This window comes from Petropleomorpha daqingensis, from assembly GCF_013408985.1.
GTDB lineage: Bacteria > Actinomycetota > Actinomycetes > Mycobacteriales > Geodermatophilaceae > Petropleomorpha > Petropleomorpha daqingensis.
On sequence record NZ_JACBZT010000001.1, the window covers coordinates 5,294,690 to 5,312,878 of the forward strand.

Sequence of the window (18,189 nt, forward strand, 5' to 3'; positions counted from 1 at the left end):
ATCTGTGACCCGCGCGATTGCAGGTGTGCGGAAGGGTGGAGGCGGGCACAGCGCGTGCGACGCCCGTCCGACCCCCTCCCCCGAGCACGGGGAAGGGGGCCACTGCTCTCTGCCCCGGTGGAGGGCCTCCGCAGGAGGAATACCCGCATGACCCAGGTGTGGCCCGGCTCCGCCTACCCGCTGGGTGCCACGTACGACGGCACCGGCACCAACTTCTCCATCTTCAGCGAGGTGGCCGAGAAGGTTGAGCTGTGCCTGTTCGACGAGGACGGCACCGAGCAGCGCATCGAACTGCCCGAGATGGAGGGCTACGTCTGGCACGCCTTCCTGCCCGGCATCCAGCCCGGCCAGCGCTACGGCTTCCGGGTCTACGGCCCGTACGACCCCGGCCAGGGCCTGCGCTGCAACCCGAACAAGCTGCTGCTCGACCCCTACGCCAAGGCCGTCGACGGCCAGGTCGACTGGGACCCGTCCGTGTTCGGCTACGACTTCGAGACCAAGGAGCGCAACGACGAGGACTCGGCGCCGCACATGCCGAAGTCCGTCGTCGTCAACCCGTACTTCGACTGGGGTGTGGACCGCCCGCCGCAGACGCCGTACCACAAGTCGGTCATCTACGAGGCCCACGTCAAGGGCCTGACCATGACCCACCCGGGGATCCCCGAGGAGCTGCGCGGCACCTACGCCGGCCTGGCGCACCCGGCGATCATCGACCACCTGACCGGCCTGGGTGTGACGGCGATCGAGCTCATGCCGGTGCACCAGTTCGTGCAGGACGACACCCTGCAGCAGAAGGGCCTGCGCAACTACTGGGGCTACAACACGATCGGCTTCTTCGCCCCGCACAACGAGTACGCCCAGTGGACCGACGGCCAGCAGGTGCAGGAGTTCAAGGGCATGGTCCGGGCCCTGCACGAGGCGGGCATCGAGGTCATCCTCGACGTCGTCTACAACCACACCGCCGAGGGCAACCACAACGGCCCGACGCTGTCGTTCAAGGGCATCGACAACCAGGCCTACTACCGGCTGGTCGAGGACGACAAGCGGTACTACATGGACACGACGGGCACCGGGAACTCGCTCAACGTCCGGCACCCGCAGTCGCTGCAGCTGATCATGGACTCGCTGCGGTACTGGGTCACCGAGATGCACGTCGACGGCTTCCGCTTCGACCTCGCCTCCACGCTCGCCCGCCAGTTCCACGAGGTGGACCGGCTCTCGGCGTTCTTCGACCTGGTGCACCAGGACCCGATCGTCAGCCAGGTCAAGCTCATCGCCGAGCCGTGGGACGTCGGCGACGGCGGTTACCAGGTCGGCAACTTCCCCGCGCTGTGGACGGAGTGGAACGGCAAGTACCGCGACACCGTCCGCGACTTCTGGCGCGGCGAGGACGCCACGATCGGCGAGTTCGCCAGCCGGATCACCGGCTCCTCCGACCTGTACCAGCACTCGGGCCGGCGACCGGTGGCCAGCATCAACTTCGTCACCGCGCACGACGGGTTCACGCTCAACGACCTCGTCTCCTACAACGAGAAGCACAACGAGGCCAACGGCGAGGACAACAACGACGGCGAGAGCCACAACCGCAGCTGGAACTGCGGCGTCGAGGGCGAGACCGACGACCCGAAGGTCCTCGCGCTGCGCGCCCGCCAGAAGCGCAACTTCATCGCCACGCTGATGCTGTCCCAGGGCGTGCCGATGCTGCTGCACGGCGACGAGCTCGGCCGCACCCAGCACGGCAACAACAACGGCTACTGCCAGGACTCCGAGCTCACCTGGATCCACTGGGACGACGTCGACGAGGGCCTGCTGGAGTTCACCAAGCAGGTGATCCGGCTGCGCACCGAGCACCCGGTGTTCCGCCGCCGGCGGTTCCTGTCCGGCCGGCCGGTCCGCGGTGCCGGCGAGCCGGTGCCCGACGTCGCGTGGCTGACCCCGACCGGCGACCTGATGAGCGACGAGGACTGGGACGCCGGGTACGCCAAGTCGCTGGCCATGTACCTCAACGGCCACGGCATCCGGGAGACCGACGAGCGCGGCGAGCGGATCGTCGACGACTGCTTCTACCTGGCGTTCAACGCCCACCACGAGCCGATGGAGTTCACGCTGCCGACCAGCGAGTACGCCAGCGCGTGGGCCGTCGTCCTCGACACCGCCGAGCACGGCGACCTCGAGCCCGACGAGCTCAAGCCCGGCGAGACGGTGACGGTCGGCGCCCGGGCCACCGTGGTGCTCCGGGCGGCGGCATGACGTCGGGTGTCCCCTCGGCCACCTACCGGCTGCAGATCCACGCCGGCTTCCCGCTCGACGACGCCGCCGCCGTCGCGGGCTACCTGGCCGACCTCGGGGTGACGCACGCGTACGCCTCTCCCCTGCTGCGCTCGGCCGAGGGCAGCACGCACGGCTACGACACCGTCGACCACGCGCACATCGACGAAGCGCGCGGCGGGCGGGAGGGCTTCGAGCGGTTCGTCGCGGCGCTGCACGAGCACGGGCTCGGGCTGGTGCTGGACCTCGTGCCCAACCACATGGGCGTGGCCGACCCCGCGGCCGCGCCCTGGTGGTGGGACGTGCTGCAGCACGGTCAGGACTCCGCGCACGCCGCGGCGTTCGACATCGACTGGGAGTTCGGCGGCGGCAAGGTCCGCATCCCCGTTCTGGGGTCGGCGGACGACGTCGACAAGCTCGAGGTGGTGGATGGCGAGCTCCGGTACTACGACAACCGCTTCCCCCTCGCCCCGGGCACGGACGACGGCACCCCTCAGGAGGTGCACGCGCGACAGCACTACGAGCTGGTCGACTGGCGGCGGGCCGACGACGAGCTGAACTACCGCCGGTTCTTCGCGATCAACACCCTCGCCGGGCTGCGCGTCGAGGACCCGGAGATCTTCACGGCCACGCACCAGCTCGTGCTGCACCTGATCGAAAAGGGCAGCGTCGACGCGCTGCGCATCGACCACCCGGACGGGCTGGCCGATCCGAAGGGCTACCTCGACCGGTTGGCGGCGGCCTCCGGCGGCCGGTGGACGGTCGTGGAGAAGATCCTCGAGCCCGGCGAGGAGCTGCCGGCCGACTGGGCGACGGCCGGCACGACCGGGTACGACGCGCTCGCCGAGGTGGACGACGTCCTGGTCGACCCCGCCGGGGAGGCGGCGCTGACCGCGCTGGAGACCGAGCTGGCCGGCCGGGTGGTGGACTACGCGCAGCTGGTGCACGACTGCAAGCGCGAGGTCACCGACGGGATCCTCGCCTCCGAGGTCGCCCGCCTGGTGCGGGTGGTCGGTGACCTGCCGGGCGTGGACGCCGAGTCGGTGCGGGAGGCGCTGGCCGAGCTGCTGGCCTCGTTCGACGTCTACCGCAGCTACCTGCCCGAGGGCCGCGAGCACCTGGACGCGACGGTGGCCGCCGTCCGCGACCGCCGTCCCGACCTGGTGGCCGCGCTCGACGCGCTGCACCCGGTGCTGGCCCAGGCCGGCACCGAGGCGGCCACCCGGTTCGAGCAGACCAGCGGGCCGGTGATGGCCAAGGGGGTCGAGGACTCCGCCTACTACCGGTGGGCGCGGTTCGTGGCGCTCAACGAGGTCGGCGGCGACCCCACCCGGTTCGGGTCGACCGTCGAGGAGTTCCACGAGGCGCAGCAGCGCCGGCTGGAGCGCAAGCCCGTCTCGATGACGACGCTGTCGACGCACGACACCAAGCGCAGCGAGGACGTGCGCGCGCGGCTGGCCGTGCTCGCCGAGCTGCCCACCGAGTGGGCGTCGCTGGTCCGCTACCTGCTGTCGCGGCACCCGCTGACCGACCGGCCGCTGGCGCACCTGGTGTGGCAGAACCTGGTCGGGGCGTGGCCGATCTCCCGCGAGCGGGCGCACGGGTACGCGGAGAAGGCCGCCCGCGAGGCCGGGACGTCGACCACCTGGACCGATCCGGTGCAGGAGTTCGAGGAGCAGCTGCACGCGCTGGTGGACGCCGCCTACGACGACGAGGCGGTGGCGGGACGGATCACCAAGATCGTCGAGCGGATCGAGGGCTTCGGCCGGTCGAACTCGCTGTCGCAGAAGCTGCTGCAGCTGACCATGCCCGGCGTCCCCGACGTCTACCAGGGCACCGAGCTGTGGGACCTCTCGCTGGTCGACCCGGACAACCGCCGTCCGGTCGACTACGACCAGCGCCGGCGGCTGCTGGCCGCGCTCGACGCGGGCGACGTGCCGTCCGTCGACGAGACCGGCGCGGCGAAGCTGCTCGTCGTCTCGCGCACGCTGCGGGCCCGCCGGGACCACCCGGAGTGGTTCGAGGGCTACGAGCCGGTGGCCGCCACCGGGACGGCCGCGGAGCACGTGGTCGCCTTCGACCGGGGCGGCGCGGTGACCGTGGCGACCCGGCTGCCGGCTGCCCTCGCCGCCGCGGGCGGCTGGGGCGACACCGGGCTGGCCCTGCCGACGGGTGCGTGGCGGGACCTGTTCACCGGCGCGCGGGTCGTCTCGGACGCGAACGGGGCGAGGCTCGCCGAGGTGCTCAGCCGCCTCCCCGTCGCCCTGCTCGTCCGCGACTGAGCTTGGACGGCGAGTGAGCAGTTGCGGTCGCTCCGCGCGGCGTGCCGCCGCGTGTCGTCGACCGCAACTGCTCACTCGACTGGGGACCCGGGCGCGACCCGAGCGCGGAGCCGCGAGCAGGCACGGACAGTGACCGGCCGGGTGCGGGTCGCCTGATCCGCACCCGGCCTGTCGGCGACACGCCGACGAAACGCCGGAATCCGCGCCGCTCGCCGCGACACGATCCCGCGCTCTTCCTACGGTTCCCGCGTGCTCGGGCCACCGATGGCCGGGCACCAGGTGCCGGTCCGCCCAACCCCGTCCGCCGCGCCCTGCCATCGACACCACCCAGGGACGGGGGCGGGGGACCCACATCGACGCGCAGCACGCGCGTCTCGGGGTGAAGCCGCCGATGGCGGCCGGGCACCGATCGCCCGAACCCGACAGCTCACCTCGCCGGCGGCGATCGGAGGAACCATGTCCCAGCACGTCCTGCCCCGGTACCGCCGTGTCCGCCGCCTGCTCTTCGGCGGCACGCTGGCCCTGGGCACCGCAGTCGGGGCCGTCGCCCTGGCCGCCCCGGCGTCCGCCGCCACGCACGACTGGTCGGGGGTCGCCCAGTGCGAGTCCGGGGGGAACTGGCACATCAACACCGGCAACGGCTACTACGGGGGACTGCAGTTCAGCCAGGCCACCTGGGCGGCCTACGGGGGGCTGGCCTACGCGTCGCGGGCAGACCTCGCGACACCCGGGCAGCAGATCGCGATCGCGGAGAAGGTGCTCGCCGGCCAGGGCATCGGCGCCTGGCCGGTGTGCGGCAAGTACCTGACCGGGGGGAGCACGGCGGTAGCCGCGGCCCCTGCTCCGGCTCCGGCTCCGGCGGCGGCAGCCCCTGCCGCTCCTGCTGCCCCGGCGCGCACCGGGCACCACTCGTCGGGTGGGAGCTACGTGGTCAAGCGTGGTGACACGCTGGCCCGCATCGCGGCGGCGCACGGCGTCTCGTGGCGCACTCTCTGGGCCCAGAACCGGGCCGTCTGCCACAACCCCAACCTGATCTACCCGGGTCAGCGGCTGTCCGTCTGACCGGACGGGTGCCCGGCCGGTCGGCCAACCGGCCGGGCGCCCGCACCTACACGACCGCGCGGCCGATCCCGGCCAACGCCTCGGCCAGCAGGGCGGGCCGGTCGTCGGCGGCGGCGTAGCCGGCCAGCAGCGCGCTGAGCCGCACCGCCAGGCAGCGGGCCCGCAGCTCCCGCTCGGCGCCGACGCCGCCGTACGCGTCGAGCAGGGCCGCCCGGGCCGGACCGGCGAAGGCCGCGTAGCCGAGCGCGAGGTCGACGGCCGGGTCGGCGAGGCAGACGTCGCCCCAGTCGATGACCCCGGCGGCCCCGAGGTCGTCGTCCAGGAGCAGGTGGCGGACGTGCAGGTCGCCGTGCACCAGGACCGGCTCGCCGGACGGCGCCGGCAGCCGCGCGCCGTCCCGGAGCAGCTCGTCGACCGCCGGGTCCGGCGACCACAGCCCACCTCCGGCCAGCGCGGCGAGCTGCGCGCGCGTCTGCGCCATCCGCGCCACGGGCTCGGACCGGCGCATCGGGTCGACGGGCAGATCCACGCCGTCCACGAGCGCGCGGGTCGCCGGCGCGTGCAGGACGGCGAGGAACGAGCCCAGCGCCGCGGCCGCGGGTTCCCGCGCGGCGTCGGGCGGCGCGACCTCGGCCAGCTCGGAGCCGGCCACGAACCGCACCACCGCGAACGGCCAGGGGTCCGCCGGGTCGTCGTCCGTGCCGGTCCACCGCGGCTCGGGCACCGGGAGCGGCAGCCGGGCGGCGACCACGGGCAGGACGGCGAGCTCGCGGCGGAACCCCGGCAGCGCCATCGCCCGCCGCGGAAACCGGGCGGTCCAGTCCCCCACCCGGAACACCGTGTTGTCCCAGCCCTCCGACAGCGGCACGACCGGCACCCCGCGGAGCTCCGGCGCCACGGCGGCGATCAGGCCGGCTGCGCGTTCCGGCTCCGTGGTGCGTTCGGGGGTCCACGACGGTGCGCTCGACACCACCCGAGTCTGACGGTTGACCTCCCCCCGTCCGGGCAGAATCCCGCACGACCCCGACCGCCGCTCCTGGAGGCGCCCGCATGTCCGACCCCGTCGAGTTCGCCGTCTGGGCGCCGATCCCCTCGCGGGTCCGCCTGCAGGTCGACGGCGCCGTCCACGACATGACGCGGGACGACGACGGCTGGTGGCGGGTCGAGGTCGACGCCGGGCCCGAGGCGGACTACGGCTTCCTGCTCGACGACGCCGAGACGGCGCGGCCGGACCCGCGCTCGCGGCGGCAGCCCGACGGCGTGCACGGGCTGTCCCGGCGGTTCGACCCCGACGCCCACGCCTGGCGGGACACCGCCTGGACCGGCCGCCCGCTCGCCGGAGGCGTCGTCTACGAGCTGCACGTCGGCACGTTCACCCCCGAGGGCACGCTGGACAGCGCGATCGAGAAGCTCGACCACCTGGTCGAGCTCGGCGTCGACTTCGTCGAGCTGCTGCCGGTCAACGCGTTCAACGGCACCCACAACTGGGGCTACGACGGCGTCCTCTGGTACGCCGTCCAGGAGACCTACGGCGGGCCGGCGGCCTACCAGCGGTTCGTCGACGCCTGCCACGAGCGCGGCCTCGGCGTGATCCAGGACGTCGTCTACAACCACCTCGGCCCGTCCGGGAACTACCTGCCGGAGTTCTTCCCGATCTTCGCCGAAGGCGGCGCGAACACCTGGGGCAGCTCGATCAACCTCTCCGGGCCCGACTCCGACGAGGTCCGCCGCTACGTCCTCGACAACGCCCTCATGTGGTTCCGGGACATGCACGTCGACGGGCTGCGGCTCGACGCCGTCCACGCGCTGGTCGACGAGCGGGCCACGCACGTGCTGGAGGAGATGGCGCAGGAGGTCGACAAGCTCTCGGTCGCCGTCGGCCGGCCGCTCAGCCTGATCGCCGAGAGCGACCTCAACGACCCGCGGATGGTCACCCCCCGGGTGGCCGGCGGCCTGGGGCTGACCGCGCAGTGGAGCGACGACTTCCACCACGCGCTGCACTCGACGCTGACCGGCGAAGGGCAGGGCTACTACTCCGACTTCGCCGAGGCCGGGCTGGCCGGCCTGGCCAAGACGCTGACCGGCGCGTTCTTCCACGACGGTGCCTGGTCGAGCTTCCGCCGCCGGCACCACGGCCGCCCGGTCGACACCGCGCTGCTGCCGGGCTGGAAGTTCCTCGGCTACCTGCAGGACCACGACCAGATCGGCAACCGGGCGGTCGGCGACCGGATCTCGGCGTCCCTCTCCCCCGACCTGCTCGCAGTGGGCGCCACCCTCGTGCTGACCAGCCCGTTCACCCCGATGCTGTTCATGGGCGAGGAGTGGGGCGCCTCGACGCCGTGGCAGTTCTTCACCAGCCACCCCGAGCCGGAGCTGGGCAGGGCAACCGCCGAGGGCCGGATCGGCGAGTTCGCCGAGCACGGCTGGGACGCCGACGTGGTCCCCGATCCGCAGGACCCGGAGACCTTCACCCGCTCGAAGCTGGACTGGACCGAGCTGCAGAAGGAGCCCCACGCCGAGCTCCTGGCCACGCACCGGAAGCTCCTGGCCCTGCGCAAGCACCACCCCGAGCTGGTCGACCCCGACCTCGCCGGGATGGCGGTCAGCTGGGACGACGACGACCGCTGGATCGTCGTCTCCCGAGGCTCGCTGCGCGTGGTCGCCAACCTGGCCGACGCGCCCCGCGAGATCGACCTCGACCGCCCCGCGACCGGCGTGCTGTTCAGCACCGGCGAGGCGCCACGGCTCGACCGGGAGACGATCGCGCTGCCCGCCGAGACCGCGGTGGTGCTCACGACATGAGACGGCTGCTGCCCGAGCCGGGTGACGGCCTGACGACCGAGGACGTCGTCGAGGCCTACCGGCTGCCGCCCGGCCGGAACCTGCGGGTCAACTTCATCGCCTCCCCCGACGGCTCGACCACCGTCGCCGGGAAGAGCCGGGGCCTGCAGATGCCCGGCGACCTGCTGGTGTTCCGGACCCTCCGGGCCCTCGGGGACGCGATCCTGGTCGGCGCCGGGACCGCCGCCGCGGAGGGCTACGGGCCGATGGAGGACGACCCGGTCGTCGTCCGGCTGCGGGAGGACCTGGGCCGGCCGGCGACCGCGCCGATCGTCGTCGTCTCGCGGCGGGCCTCGGTGCCGGTGGACACCCGGCTGATCGGCGGCCGCGCGCCGAGCATCCTGGTCACCTGCGAGGCCGCCGATCCGCAGCGGCGGGCCGCGCTGGCCGCGGCCGGCCTGGAGGTGCTGGTCTGCGGCGAGGACAACGTCGACCTGCCGCTGGCGCAGGACCGGCTCGCCGAGCGCGGGATCGAGCAGCTCACCTGCGAGGGCGGACCGCAGCTGCTGCACTCCGCGCTGGTCGCCGGGGTGGTCGACGAGCTGGACCTGTCCATCTCCCCGTGGCTGGTCGGCGGGCACGAGGTGCGGCTGCTGCCCGACGTCCCGCTGCTGGCGCCGTCGCGGCTGGGGCTGACCTCCCTGCTCGAGGAGGACGGGATGCTGTTCGTCCGGTACGCGATCGCGCGCAACTGACCGGTCCCGCCGGAGGCAGAATCCGGCGATGGACCAGCGCATCGGCGAGGTGCGGCTCGGCGACGGCACGCGCATCGCCTACGCGCGCGCCGGCTCCGGCCCGGCGCTGGTCTACGTGCCCGGCTGGCTCACCCACCTGGAGCTCTCCTGGGCGCTGCCGGCGGAGCGCGCGTTCTACTCGGCGCTGGCGGAGGGCCGGACGCTGTACCGCTACGACAAGGCCGGCTGCGGGCTGTCCGGCCCGGCCGACCGCGCGCCGGCCCTGGAGCTCGAGGACGAGACGCTGACGGCGGTGATCGAGGCGGCCGGGAGCGGGCCGGTCGACCTGCTCGGCGTCTCGCTGGGCGCGGCGGTGGCGGTGCGCTGGGCCGCCGCGCACCCCGACCGGGTGCGCCGGCTGGTGCTCTACGGCGGCTGGGCGGACGGCGCGCGGGTGGCCTCGCCGGCCGTCCGGGAGCACGTGCTGGGGCTGGTCGGCTCGCAGTGGGGCCTCGGGTCCGACGTCCTCACCGACATCTTCGCCCCGGACGCCGACCGCACCACCCGCCGCGGCTTCGCCCGCTACCAGCGGGAGGCCGCCTCGGCGGAGCGGGCCCGCGACATGCTGGCGACCTGCTACGCGGTCGACGTCACGGCGCTGTTGCCGCAGGTCCAAGCCCCGACGCTGGTCGTGCACCGCGACCGCGACCGCGCCGCCCCCGTGCAGCAGGGGCAGGCCCTGGCCGAGGGCATCCCCGGCGCCCGGTTCCGGACGCTGCCCGGGCACAGCCACCTGCCCTTCGTCGGCGACGCCGAGGCGCTCTGCCGGACCGTCCGCGGCTTCCTCGGCCTGCCGCCGACGCGGCGCCCGGCCACTGCGTCGCTCACGCCCCGCCAGCGGGAGGTGGCCGCGCTGGTCGCGGAGGGTCTCACCAACCGCGAGATCGGCCGACGGCTGGTGATCAGCGAGCGCTCCGCCGAGTCGCACGTCGAGCGGATCCGGATCCGGCTGGGCCTGCGCTCGCGCGCCCAGGTGGCCGCCTGGGTGGTCGAGAGCGGCGCGGAGTGAGGGGTTTCCACGGCTGACTCGCGCCGCCCGGACGTCGAGGGTCTGCAGGCATGCGATCCGCCCGTCCTCCTCTGCAGGCGTACGCCGTCCTGGCCTACGCCGCCTTCCTGCTCGCCTCGGCCTGGGGCGTGGGCTTCCTGGCGAACCTCTCCGTCGCTCCCACCACGGTCGACGGGCCGCTGCGCGGCCCGCGCTGGGAGTCGCTGCTGATCGATGCAGCGCTCCTGCTGCTGTTCGCGGTGCAGCACTCGGTCATGGCGCGGGCCGGGTTCAAGCGCCGGCTGGCCCGCGTGCTGCCCGAGGCCGCCGAGCGCAGCACGTTCGTCCTGGCGTCCGCGCTGCTGCTCGCGCTGCTGTTCTGGCAGTGGCGGCCGCTGCCGGGCGGGATCTGGACCGTGTCCGGCCAGCCGTGGGTCGCGCTGCTCTGGGTGCTCTACGGCACGGGCTGGGTGCTCGCGTTCTCGGCGACCGCCATGGTCGACCACTGGGACTTCCTCGGCCTGCGGCAGGCGAGCTGGGATCCCGCCCGGGGGCCCTACGTGGGGCCCGGGTTCTCCGAGCGGTGGCTGTACGCCTGGGTCCGGCACCCGCTGATGCTCGGCCTGCTGATCGCCTTCTGGGCGACGCCGCGGATGACCGTCGGGCACCTGTTCTTCGCGATCGCCTCGACCGGCTACATCGCCGTGGGCGTCCGGTTCGAGGAGAGGGACCTGCGGCGCAGGCTGGGCCCGGTCTACGACGAGTACGCCGATCGGGTGCCCGCCGTGGTGCCCGGAGCCCGCCGTCCTCGCCGGACGTCGTCCCCTGCTGCTTGACTGCAGGTCATGAACCTGCCGCTGCTCCCGCCGGTGAAGCCGATGCTGGCCAAGGCCGCCACGAAACTGCCCACGGGCGAGGGCCTGTTCTACGAGCCCAAGTGGGACGGCTTCCGCTGCATCGTCTTCCGGGACGGCGACGAGGTCGAGCTCGGCAGCCGCAACGAGCGGCCGCTGACCCGGTACTTCCCCGAGGTGGTCGCGGCGGTCAAGGCGGCACTGCCCGAGCGCTGCGTCGTGGACGGCGAGATCGTCATCCAGAACGGCGACCGGCTGGACTTCGAGGCGCTGCTGCAGCGCATCCACCCCGCCGAGAGCCGGGTCAACCTGCTCGCCGAGAACACCCCCGGCACCTTCGTCGCCTTCGACCTGCTCGCGCTGGGCGACGAGTCGTTCCTGGAGACGCCCTTCGGCGAGCGCCAGGCACTCCTCCGACGGGTTGTGGGCAGCACGCAGTCCGTGCACGTCACCTCGATCACCCAGGACGCCGCCACGGCGCAGCGCTGGTTCGAGGAGTTCGAGGGCGCCGGGCTGGACGGCGTCGTCGCCAAGGCCGCCGACCTGCCGTACGGGCCCGACCAGCGGCTGATGACCAAGGTCAAGCACGTGCGCACGGCCGACTGCGTCGTCGCCGGGTTCCGCTGGCACAAGAGCGGACCGATCGTCGGCTCGCTGCTGCTCGGGCTCTACGACGGCGGCCGGCTGCAGCACATCGGCGTCGCGGCGTCGTTCCCGATGACGCGCCGGGCCGAGCTGGTCGAGGAGCTGGCGCCCTACCGGGAGAACGCGCTGGACGACCACCCGTGGAAGGACTGGGCCAACGCCCAGACCAACGGCAACGGCGAGGACCGGATGCCCGGCGCGGTCAGCCGCTGGAACGCCAAGAAGGACCTCTCGTGGGTGCCGCTGCGGCCGGAACTGGTCGTCGAGATCAAGTACGACCAGCTCGAGGGACGTCGTCTTCGTCACACCGGGCAGTTCCTCCGCTGGCGCACCGACCGCGAACCGCTGAGCTGCACCTACGACCAGCTCGACATCCCGGTGAAGTACGACCTCGCCGAGGTGCTGGACGGCTGAACGGGTGACCCGGGCCGTCCGCTTTCTGCGGCGGTGGCGGGCGGCCCATACGCTCGTGATCATGCGTTCTCGCTCCACCCTGCTCGTCGCCCTGGTCGGCCTGCTGCTGGTCCTCACCGGCTGCCAGTCGTTCACCGACTCGATGACCGCCTCGGGGACGGCGGCCGCCAGCAGCTCGGCCAAGCCGACCGAGAAGGCCGCGCCGATCAAGTGGAGCGACTGCAACGAGCAGATCAAGCCGCTGATCGCCGGGCAGGCCGGGGCCGACCGACCGCTCAGCTTCGAGTGCGGGCGCACCGAGGTGCCGATCAGCTACAAGGAGCCCGACGGCGCCACGCTGCCGCTGTTCCTGGTGCGGGTGAAGTCCGCGAACCAGACGAACCGGATCGGCTCGCTGGTCATCAACCCGGGGGGTCCCGGCGGCTCGGGTGCCGACGCCGCGATCGGCCTGGCGCTGACCATGCCCGAGGACGTGCTCAACCGCTTCGACCTGGTCGGCTTCGACCCGCGCGGGGTCGGGCTGTCGACGCCGATCGAGTGCATCCCGGCCGACCTCAAGGACAAGCTGATCGCCGCCGAGCCGCGGCCGACCACCGACGCCCAGCTCGACGACGCCTTCTCCCTCGCCGACCAGGTGGCCAAGGGCTGCGCCGACAAGTACGGCGAGGCGCTGGGCAGCTTCGACACCGTCGACACCGCCCGCGACATGGACCGCATCCGCGAGGCGCTGGGCGACCAGCAGCTGACCTACCTCGGCTACTCCTACGGCACGACGCTCGGCTCGACCTACGCCGAGCTGTTCCCGAAGAACGTGCGGGCGGCGGTGCTCGACGGCGCGGTGGATCCCGACAAGGACCCGGTCGCCGACGCCGAGGCCAGCGCGCAGGGGTTCGAGTCCGGCTTCGACGCGTTCGCGCAGAACTGCGTCGGCCTGGTCTCCGGCTGCCCGCTGGGCGCCAACCCGCGGCAGTTCGTCTACGACCTGCTCACCCAGGCCGGGACGACGCCGATCCCCAGCGCCAAGCAGGGCGAGACCCGCACGGCGACGGCCGGCGTCGTCATGACCGCGGTCCAGGCGGCGCTCTACGACCAGGACTCCTGGGCGCAGCTGGCGCAGGCGCTGGCCGCCGCGCAGAAGGGCGACTCGCAGGGCGTCTTCGCCCTCGCCGACAGCTACTCCGGCCGGCTGGACGACGGCACCTACTCGAACCTGTTCGACGCCAACATCGCGATCAACTGCGCCGACCAGAGCACCCGCGAGGACGTGACCAAGAGCAAGGTGACGTCACTGGCCCAGGACTGGAGCCAGAAGTACCCGCTGTTCGGCGCCGGGTCGGCGGTGAGCCTCTACACCTGCTCGGCGTGGAAAGCCGACCGGACGCCGCTGCCGGAGCGCGACGCGGCGGGCGCGGCGCCGATCCTGGTCGTCGGCAATTCCGGCGATCCGGTGACGCCGTTGCCCGGTGCGGTGGACATGGCGAAGGATCTGGACTCCGGCGTCCTGCTCACATGGCAGGGTCAGGGGCACACGAGCTACCCGAAGACGCCGTGCGTGACCACCGCGGTCGACGCGTACCTGATCGACCTCACGGTGCCGCAGGACGGGCTGACCTGCCCGGCCTCGGGGTAGCGCCGAGACGAGGAGCCCCATGGCCGCGAGCAAGGACGCCGTCGTCCTGGAGGTCGACGGGCACGAGGTGCGCGTCTCCAACCCGGAGAAGCCCTACTTCGCCGAGCGCGGGATCCGCAAGATCGACGTCGTCGAGTACTTCATCTCGGTCGGCCCCGGCATCCTGTTCGCGCTGAAGGATCGCCCGACGACGCTGGAGCGCTGGCCGGGCGGGGTCTTCGAGGGCGCGCGCATCTCGACGCGGGTGGACAACACCGGCGACGCGTTCTACCAGAAGCGGGTGCCGAAGAACGCCCCCGAGTGGGTGCAGACCGCGCACATCACTTTCCCGAGCGGGCGGACGGCGGACGAGGTCGCGCCCGACTCGGTCGCCGTCGTCGCCTGGTGCGCCAACCTCGGCACGCTCACCTTCCACCCGTGGCCGGTGTCCAAGGCCGACGTCGAGTCGCCCAACCAGATCCGCATCGACCTCGACCCGCAGCCGGGCACCGACTTCGCCGACGCCGTCTGGGTCGCCCCGCACGTGCGCGAACTCCTGCACGAGTTCGGCATGGAGGGCTGGCCGAAGACCTCGGGCGGGCGCGGGGTGCACATCTACGTGCCGATCCAGCCGCGGTGGACCTTCCAGGAGGTGCGCGGGGCGGTGATCGCGTTCGGCCGCGAGCTGGAACGCCGGCTGCCCGACCGCGTGACCATGTCGTGGTGGAAGGAGGAGCGCGGCGAGAAGATCTTCATCGACTACAACCAGATGGCCCGTGACCGCACGATCGCCTCGGCCTACTCGATCCGCCCGAAGCCGCACGCGCCGGTGTCCGCCCCGCTCGACTGGGACGAGCTGGGCGACGTCTCGCCGTTCGACTTCGACGTGCTGAGCATGCCCAAGCGGTTCGCCGAGGTCGGCGACAAGCACGCCAGCCTGGCCGACCACGCCTTCGACATCACGCCGCTGCTGGAGCTGCGCGAGCGCCAGGCCAAGGACGAGGGCCTGGGCGACCTGCCCTATCCCCCGGACTACCCGAAGATGCCGGGTGAGCCGCCCCGGGTGCAGCCGTCGAAGAAGGTCGCCGGCAACTGGGACGACGACGGCAACCCCGTCACCACCTGACGCCCGTCCTCAGCTCATCCCGGACGCCGCGAGCGGGTCGTAACCGCTGCTGGTCAGCAGGGCCTGCATCTGGCGGCGGCGGACGCCGATGTTGGAACCCTCGATGATGGGATAGGCCAGCGCCTCGTCGAGGTAGCGCTTGAGCGGGAAGTCGTCGTCGTAGGCCGAGACCCCGACCACGCCGACCAGGTCGTTGATCACCTCGACCGCGGTCTCGGACCCGAAGACCTTCGCGTGCAGCGCCCACTCGAGCGCCTGGGGGTCCCCGGACAGTGCCGCATCCAGAGCGCGCCAGGACAGCAGCCGGGTCGCCTCGATCCGCGCCTTGGCATCGGCCAGGACGTCCGCGACCGCCTGGTGCTCGATGATCGGGACCGCACCGCCACGGTGCTCGGTGAGCGCGAAACGGTAGGCGACGTCGAAGGCCTGGCGCATCGCGGCCACCGAGAAGGTCCCGATCGAGGCACCGCTGCCGACGAAGGCGTTGCGCGTCAGCTCGACGCCTTGGCCTTCCCGACCGAGCAGATTGGCCTTCGGGACACGGACGTCGACCAGGCCGATCCGCGCCGTGAGGCAGCCCCGGAGAGCCGGCAGGTCGTAGAGGTGCTCGATCTCGATGTGCCCGGCCAGGTGCTCGCGCTCCGCGACCACCAGCGACACGCCGCCGGGCGCGCGGCACACGATCGTCATGACGTCGGGACCGTCCCCGTCCCAGCCGGGCAGGTGCGAGGCCCAGGCCTTGCGACCGTTGATGACGTACTCGTCGCCGTCCGGGACGGCGGTGGTCCGTACGCCCTCCGCCGGCGGCGGGGCCGCGAAGTTCGCGCTGCCGCCGGGCTCGGAGTAGGCCATGGCCGCCACCGGGGCTCCGCCGTCGGCCAGGAACGGGGCGACGAACTGCCGGATCTGCTCCGGCGTGCCCACCTGGTAGACGGGCACGAGCGCGATCAGCGGACCGGCCATCGAGATCACGAAATCCGGGCTGTAGGACGCCCACTCCTCGATCAGGATGGCCGCGTCGACGCCGCTGCCGGCTGCCCCGCCGAAGGGCACGGGGATCAGTCCCTTGAGGAAACCGGCCTCGACGGCCTTCTCGAAGGCCGGCCGGGCGAGGTCCGCTCGGCGGGCGGGGTCGGCTTCGTGCCGCACCGCTTCGGCCAGATCGCGGAGATGGGCCTCGGCGAACTGCCGGGCCACCTGCTTGAGCTGCTCCTGCTGCGGTGACAGCGAGAACGACACGGCCATCGGGCACCTCCGCCATCGGTCCTGGATCGACGCAGAGCCTCGCCGGGGAAGCGGCGGATGTCTGTTCAGTTCGCGCGCACTTCTCGTCCACCTCGCGCAGCAGCGCGCCGGAGGTCGGTCGGTGAGCGGCCGAACTGCCGCCGGAAGGCGCGGCTGAACGAGGAGGGGCCGTCGAACCCGACCGACGCCGCGATGTCGGTGACCGTCAGCCCAGGTCCGGCGTCGACGAGGAGGACCGCGGCACGCTCCAGGCGCCGGCGCCGCACCATCGCCGCGAAGGTCTCCCCGCCGGAGCTCACCGCGGTGTGCAATGTGCGTGGCGAGATGCCGATTCGCCGGCTGACGGTCGCGACGCAGAGCGCCGGATCGGACAGATCGGCGTCCACCACGCGTTCGATCTCCGTGCGCAGGATCGCCCGCCGGTCGGTTCCGGCGCCGGCCCGCTCCCCCGCGACAGCGCCCAGCGCCGACACCAGGGCCAGTTCCGCGTCCGGCGCACCGAGGCCGTTGTCGAGCCCCCACAGGGAGGACATCACTGCGGCGACGACTCCACCGGCTCCGCGGGCGTCGATGGCCCGGGCGGTCAGCCCGCGGATGCCGTCCAGCCGGCCCCCGAGCAGAGAGTGCGGGATGCGGTAGGACACCATCCGCCACGGCAGGTCGAACTGGAACCCGTACGGCTCGGCCGTGTCGACGACGGTGAACTGGCCCGGCCGGACCACGGCGTGGCGCCCGCCCTGCTCCACTGCGCAGGTCCCGGCCGTCTGCAGGTTCACGAAGAGGTAGGCGCCGTCGGTCCGCGCGACCTCACCCTTGCCGTGCGAGGTCCGCTGTGGCTGCGAGGTGATCCGCGCCCGGACGAGGTGCGCCAGCGGGCGCGTCTCCACCCGGCTGCGGAAGTCGTCGGCATCGCCGATCCGGGACGGCGTGAGGGGCACGAACGCCTCGCAGATGACCTCTCGCCAGTACCCGAACTGCTCCTGCGGCGGGCGGCTGGCCACGTCCCACACCGCCATGCTCCGCCTCCGCGCCCTGGTCCGGTCGTCCGGCCGCCGTCTGGGCACAGGGTCGCCGGTGCGCGACGTCCGGTCAACGCGCCGGCGCCGGGGGAACGGTGGCGCTGGAGGACTCACGGTAGGCCGTCGGGCTGATCCCGTACCTGGCCTTGAACGCCCGGGTGAAGTGCGAGGCGTCGCAGAAGCCCCAGCGGTTCGCCACGTCCGTCACGGTGACCTGCGGACCTCCCGTCTCCAGCGAACGGGCCGCCCGCTGGAGGCGCAGGTCGCGGACGGTGGCGCCGAACGTGGTCTCGTGTCCGTCGTACAGCTGGTGGAGCTTGCGGACGGAGATGCCCACGTGCCGGGCCGCTTCGACGGCGAGCACCTGCCCGTGCGGCAGCCGTTCGTGCACGAAGCGGGCGATGGACGCCCGCAACGCGTCGTCGACGGAGCTGCGGTCCCCACCCTCCTTCTCGAAGGCCCCGAGCGCGGTGGCGATCACCTCGGTGCAGGCGTGGTCGAGGGCGAGACGTGAGGCGGCACTCAGCTGCGCGCGCGAGCGCCACACGCTCGTCATCATGTCCGCCGCGACGGCGCCGGCGCCGGTCCGGGCATCGATGGTGCGCGCGGTGCGCAGGGCCGGCTGCGGGATCAGCGCCAGCATCTGGTCCCGCGGGATCTTGAAGGAAAGGACGCGCCACGGGGAGCCGTCGGGCGATTCGTCGAACTCGAGCACGTAGGGCCGCGTCGTGTCGAACACCGCGAACGAACCGGGCGGCACCACGCACCTGCGTCCGTCCTGCTCGCCGCGACCGGTTCCGTCCAGCTGCAGGTTCACGAAGATCTGCTCGTCGCGGCCGCGCCGGACCTCGGCCGGCCCGTGGGTCAGCCGCTGGGTGCACGAGACGACCTCGGTCGGGGTCGAGTCCGCCAGCCGTTCGGCCCGTACCCAGCCGGTCAGGCCCTCACCCCAACGGCTCCGGGTGAGGTGCTGCCGGGTGCGCACCGGCGCCAGCGGAGCGCACGCCTCGCAGACGACGTCGGCCCAGTAGGCGAACTGGTCCTCGGGCGCCAGCCCCTCGGTCGACCAGGTCAGCTCCATCGCTCACCTCACCCGCGCTCG

At 72.9% G+C, this 18,189-nt stretch carries 14 protein-coding genes and 1 riboswitch; of the genes, 10 read left to right on the forward strand and 4 right to left on the reverse strand.

Annotation, left to right across the window (positions count from 1 at the left end):
- Positions 1-147 precede the first annotated feature (147 nt).
- The 3 genes from glgX (at position 148) to GGQ55_RS28095 (ending at position 5,612) form a co-directional block, all read left to right on the forward strand.
- Complete coding sequence (gene glgX, locus GGQ55_RS26030; protein ID WP_179721863.1) at positions 148-2,250, forward strand: glycogen debranching protein GlgX; 2,103 nt, start codon at positions 148-150, stop codon at positions 2,248-2,250.
- Complete coding sequence (treY, locus tag GGQ55_RS26035) at positions 2,247-4,550, forward strand: malto-oligosyltrehalose synthase (RefSeq protein ID WP_179721866.1); 2,304 nt, start codon at positions 2,247-2,249, stop codon at positions 4,548-4,550. The genes glgX and treY overlap by 4 nt, the downstream gene beginning before the upstream one ends.
- A gap of 311 nt (positions 4,551-4,861) precedes the next feature.
- A riboswitch (cyclic di-AMP (ydaO/yuaA leader) is annotated at positions 4,862-5,006 on the forward strand.
- The gene (locus GGQ55_RS28095; protein ID WP_179721869.1) at positions 5,007-5,612 is read left to right on the forward strand and encodes a LysM peptidoglycan-binding domain-containing protein; all 606 of its coding nucleotides are present in this window, start codon (positions 5,007-5,009) and stop codon (positions 5,610-5,612) included.
- A 46-nt stretch (positions 5,613-5,658) separates the two neighbouring features.
- Here GGQ55_RS28095 and GGQ55_RS26045 read toward each other — a convergent pair whose 3' ends face one another.
- A complete protein-coding gene (locus tag GGQ55_RS26045) occupies positions 5,659-6,582 on the reverse strand; it encodes a phosphotransferase (protein WP_179721872.1) in 924 nt (307 codons plus the stop codon).
- An 80-nt stretch (positions 6,583-6,662) separates the two neighbouring features.
- Here GGQ55_RS26045 and treZ point away from each other — a divergent pair, with 80 nt between their 5' ends.
- The 7 genes from treZ to GGQ55_RS26080 all read left to right on the forward strand — a co-directional run bounded on the left by treZ (position 6,663) and on the right by GGQ55_RS26080 (position 14,823).
- The gene (gene treZ, locus GGQ55_RS26050) at positions 6,663-8,414 is read left to right on the forward strand and encodes a malto-oligosyltrehalose trehalohydrolase (protein WP_179721875.1); all 1,752 of its coding nucleotides are present in this window, start codon (positions 6,663-6,665) and stop codon (positions 8,412-8,414) included.
- A complete protein-coding gene (locus GGQ55_RS26055; RefSeq protein ID WP_179721878.1) occupies positions 8,411-9,148 on the forward strand; it encodes a dihydrofolate reductase family protein in 738 nt (245 codons plus the stop codon). The genes treZ and GGQ55_RS26055 overlap by 4 nt, the downstream gene beginning before the upstream one ends.
- A gap of 28 nt (positions 9,149-9,176) precedes the next feature.
- Positions 9,177-10,196 (forward strand): alpha/beta fold hydrolase, encoded by a 1,020-nt coding sequence (locus GGQ55_RS26060; RefSeq protein ID WP_179721881.1) that lies wholly within the window; start codon positions 9,177-9,179, stop codon positions 10,194-10,196.
- A 50-nt stretch (positions 10,197-10,246) separates the two neighbouring features.
- Positions 10,247-11,011, forward strand: coding sequence for a methyltransferase family protein (locus tag GGQ55_RS26065; protein ID WP_179721884.1), 765 nt, complete (start codon positions 10,247-10,249; stop codon positions 11,009-11,011).
- Between the two features lie 9 nt (positions 11,012-11,020).
- Entirely contained in the window at positions 11,021-12,088 is a 1,068-nt protein-coding gene (locus GGQ55_RS26070; RefSeq protein WP_179721887.1) for an ATP-dependent DNA ligase, read from the forward strand.
- A 61-nt stretch (positions 12,089-12,149) separates the two neighbouring features.
- A complete protein-coding gene (locus tag GGQ55_RS26075; RefSeq protein ID WP_179721889.1) occupies positions 12,150-13,718 on the forward strand; it encodes an alpha/beta hydrolase in 1,569 nt (522 codons plus the stop codon).
- Positions 13,719-13,737: 19 nt separating this feature from the next.
- On the forward strand, positions 13,738-14,823 hold the full coding sequence (locus tag GGQ55_RS26080) for a DNA polymerase domain-containing protein (RefSeq protein ID WP_179721892.1): 1,086 nt from the start codon (positions 13,738-13,740) through the stop codon (positions 14,821-14,823).
- Between the two features lie 9 nt (positions 14,824-14,832).
- Here the strand turns inward: GGQ55_RS26080 and GGQ55_RS26085 are convergent, their stop codons facing one another.
- The 3 genes from GGQ55_RS26085 to GGQ55_RS26095 form a co-directional block, all read right to left on the reverse strand.
- The gene (locus GGQ55_RS26085) at positions 14,833-16,068 is read right to left on the reverse strand and encodes an acyl-CoA dehydrogenase family protein (protein WP_179721895.1); all 1,236 of its coding nucleotides are present in this window, start codon (positions 16,066-16,068) and stop codon (positions 14,833-14,835) included.
- Positions 16,069-16,133: 65 nt separating this feature from the next.
- Positions 16,134-17,084, reverse strand: coding sequence for a helix-turn-helix domain-containing protein (locus GGQ55_RS26090; RefSeq protein WP_179721898.1), 951 nt, complete (start codon positions 17,082-17,084; stop codon positions 16,134-16,136).
- A 73-nt stretch (positions 17,085-17,157) separates the two neighbouring features.
- Positions 17,158-18,168: an AraC-like ligand-binding domain-containing protein gene (locus GGQ55_RS26095; RefSeq protein ID WP_179721900.1), complete on the reverse strand. Its 1,011-nt coding sequence runs from the start codon at positions 18,166-18,168 to the stop codon at positions 17,158-17,160.
- Positions 18,169-18,189 lie beyond the last annotated feature (21 nt).

Coding starts and splice junctions, on each gene's coding strand:
- glgX (WP_179721863.1), top strand. CDS start 148: ATGACCCAGGTGTGGCCCGGCTCCGCCTACCCGCTGGGTGCCACGTAC.
- treY (WP_179721866.1), top strand. CDS start 2,247: ATGACGTCGGGTGTCCCCTCGGCCACCTACCGGCTGCAGATCCACGCC.
- GGQ55_RS28095 (WP_179721869.1), top strand. CDS start 5,007: ATGTCCCAGCACGTCCTGCCCCGGTACCGCCGTGTCCGCCGCCTGCTC.
- treZ (WP_179721875.1), top strand. CDS start 6,663: ATGTCCGACCCCGTCGAGTTCGCCGTCTGGGCGCCGATCCCCTCGCGG.
- GGQ55_RS26055 (WP_179721878.1), top strand. CDS start 8,411: ATGAGACGGCTGCTGCCCGAGCCGGGTGACGGCCTGACGACCGAGGAC.
- GGQ55_RS26060 (WP_179721881.1), top strand. CDS start 9,177: ATGGACCAGCGCATCGGCGAGGTGCGGCTCGGCGACGGCACGCGCATC.
- GGQ55_RS26065 (WP_179721884.1), top strand. CDS start 10,247: ATGCGATCCGCCCGTCCTCCTCTGCAGGCGTACGCCGTCCTGGCCTAC.
- GGQ55_RS26070 (WP_179721887.1), top strand. CDS start 11,021: ATGAACCTGCCGCTGCTCCCGCCGGTGAAGCCGATGCTGGCCAAGGCC.
- GGQ55_RS26075 (WP_179721889.1), top strand. CDS start 12,150: ATGCGTTCTCGCTCCACCCTGCTCGTCGCCCTGGTCGGCCTGCTGCTG.
- GGQ55_RS26080 (WP_179721892.1), top strand. CDS start 13,738: ATGGCCGCGAGCAAGGACGCCGTCGTCCTGGAGGTCGACGGGCACGAG.
- GGQ55_RS26085 (WP_179721895.1), bottom strand. CDS start 16,068: ATGGCCGTGTCGTTCTCGCTGTCACCGCAGCAGGAGCAGCTCAAGCAG.
- GGQ55_RS26090 (WP_179721898.1), bottom strand. CDS start 17,084: ATGGCGGTGTGGGACGTGGCCAGCCGCCCGCCGCAGGAGCAGTTCGGG.
- GGQ55_RS26095 (WP_179721900.1), bottom strand. CDS start 18,168: ATGGAGCTGACCTGGTCGACCGAGGGGCTGGCGCCCGAGGACCAGTTC.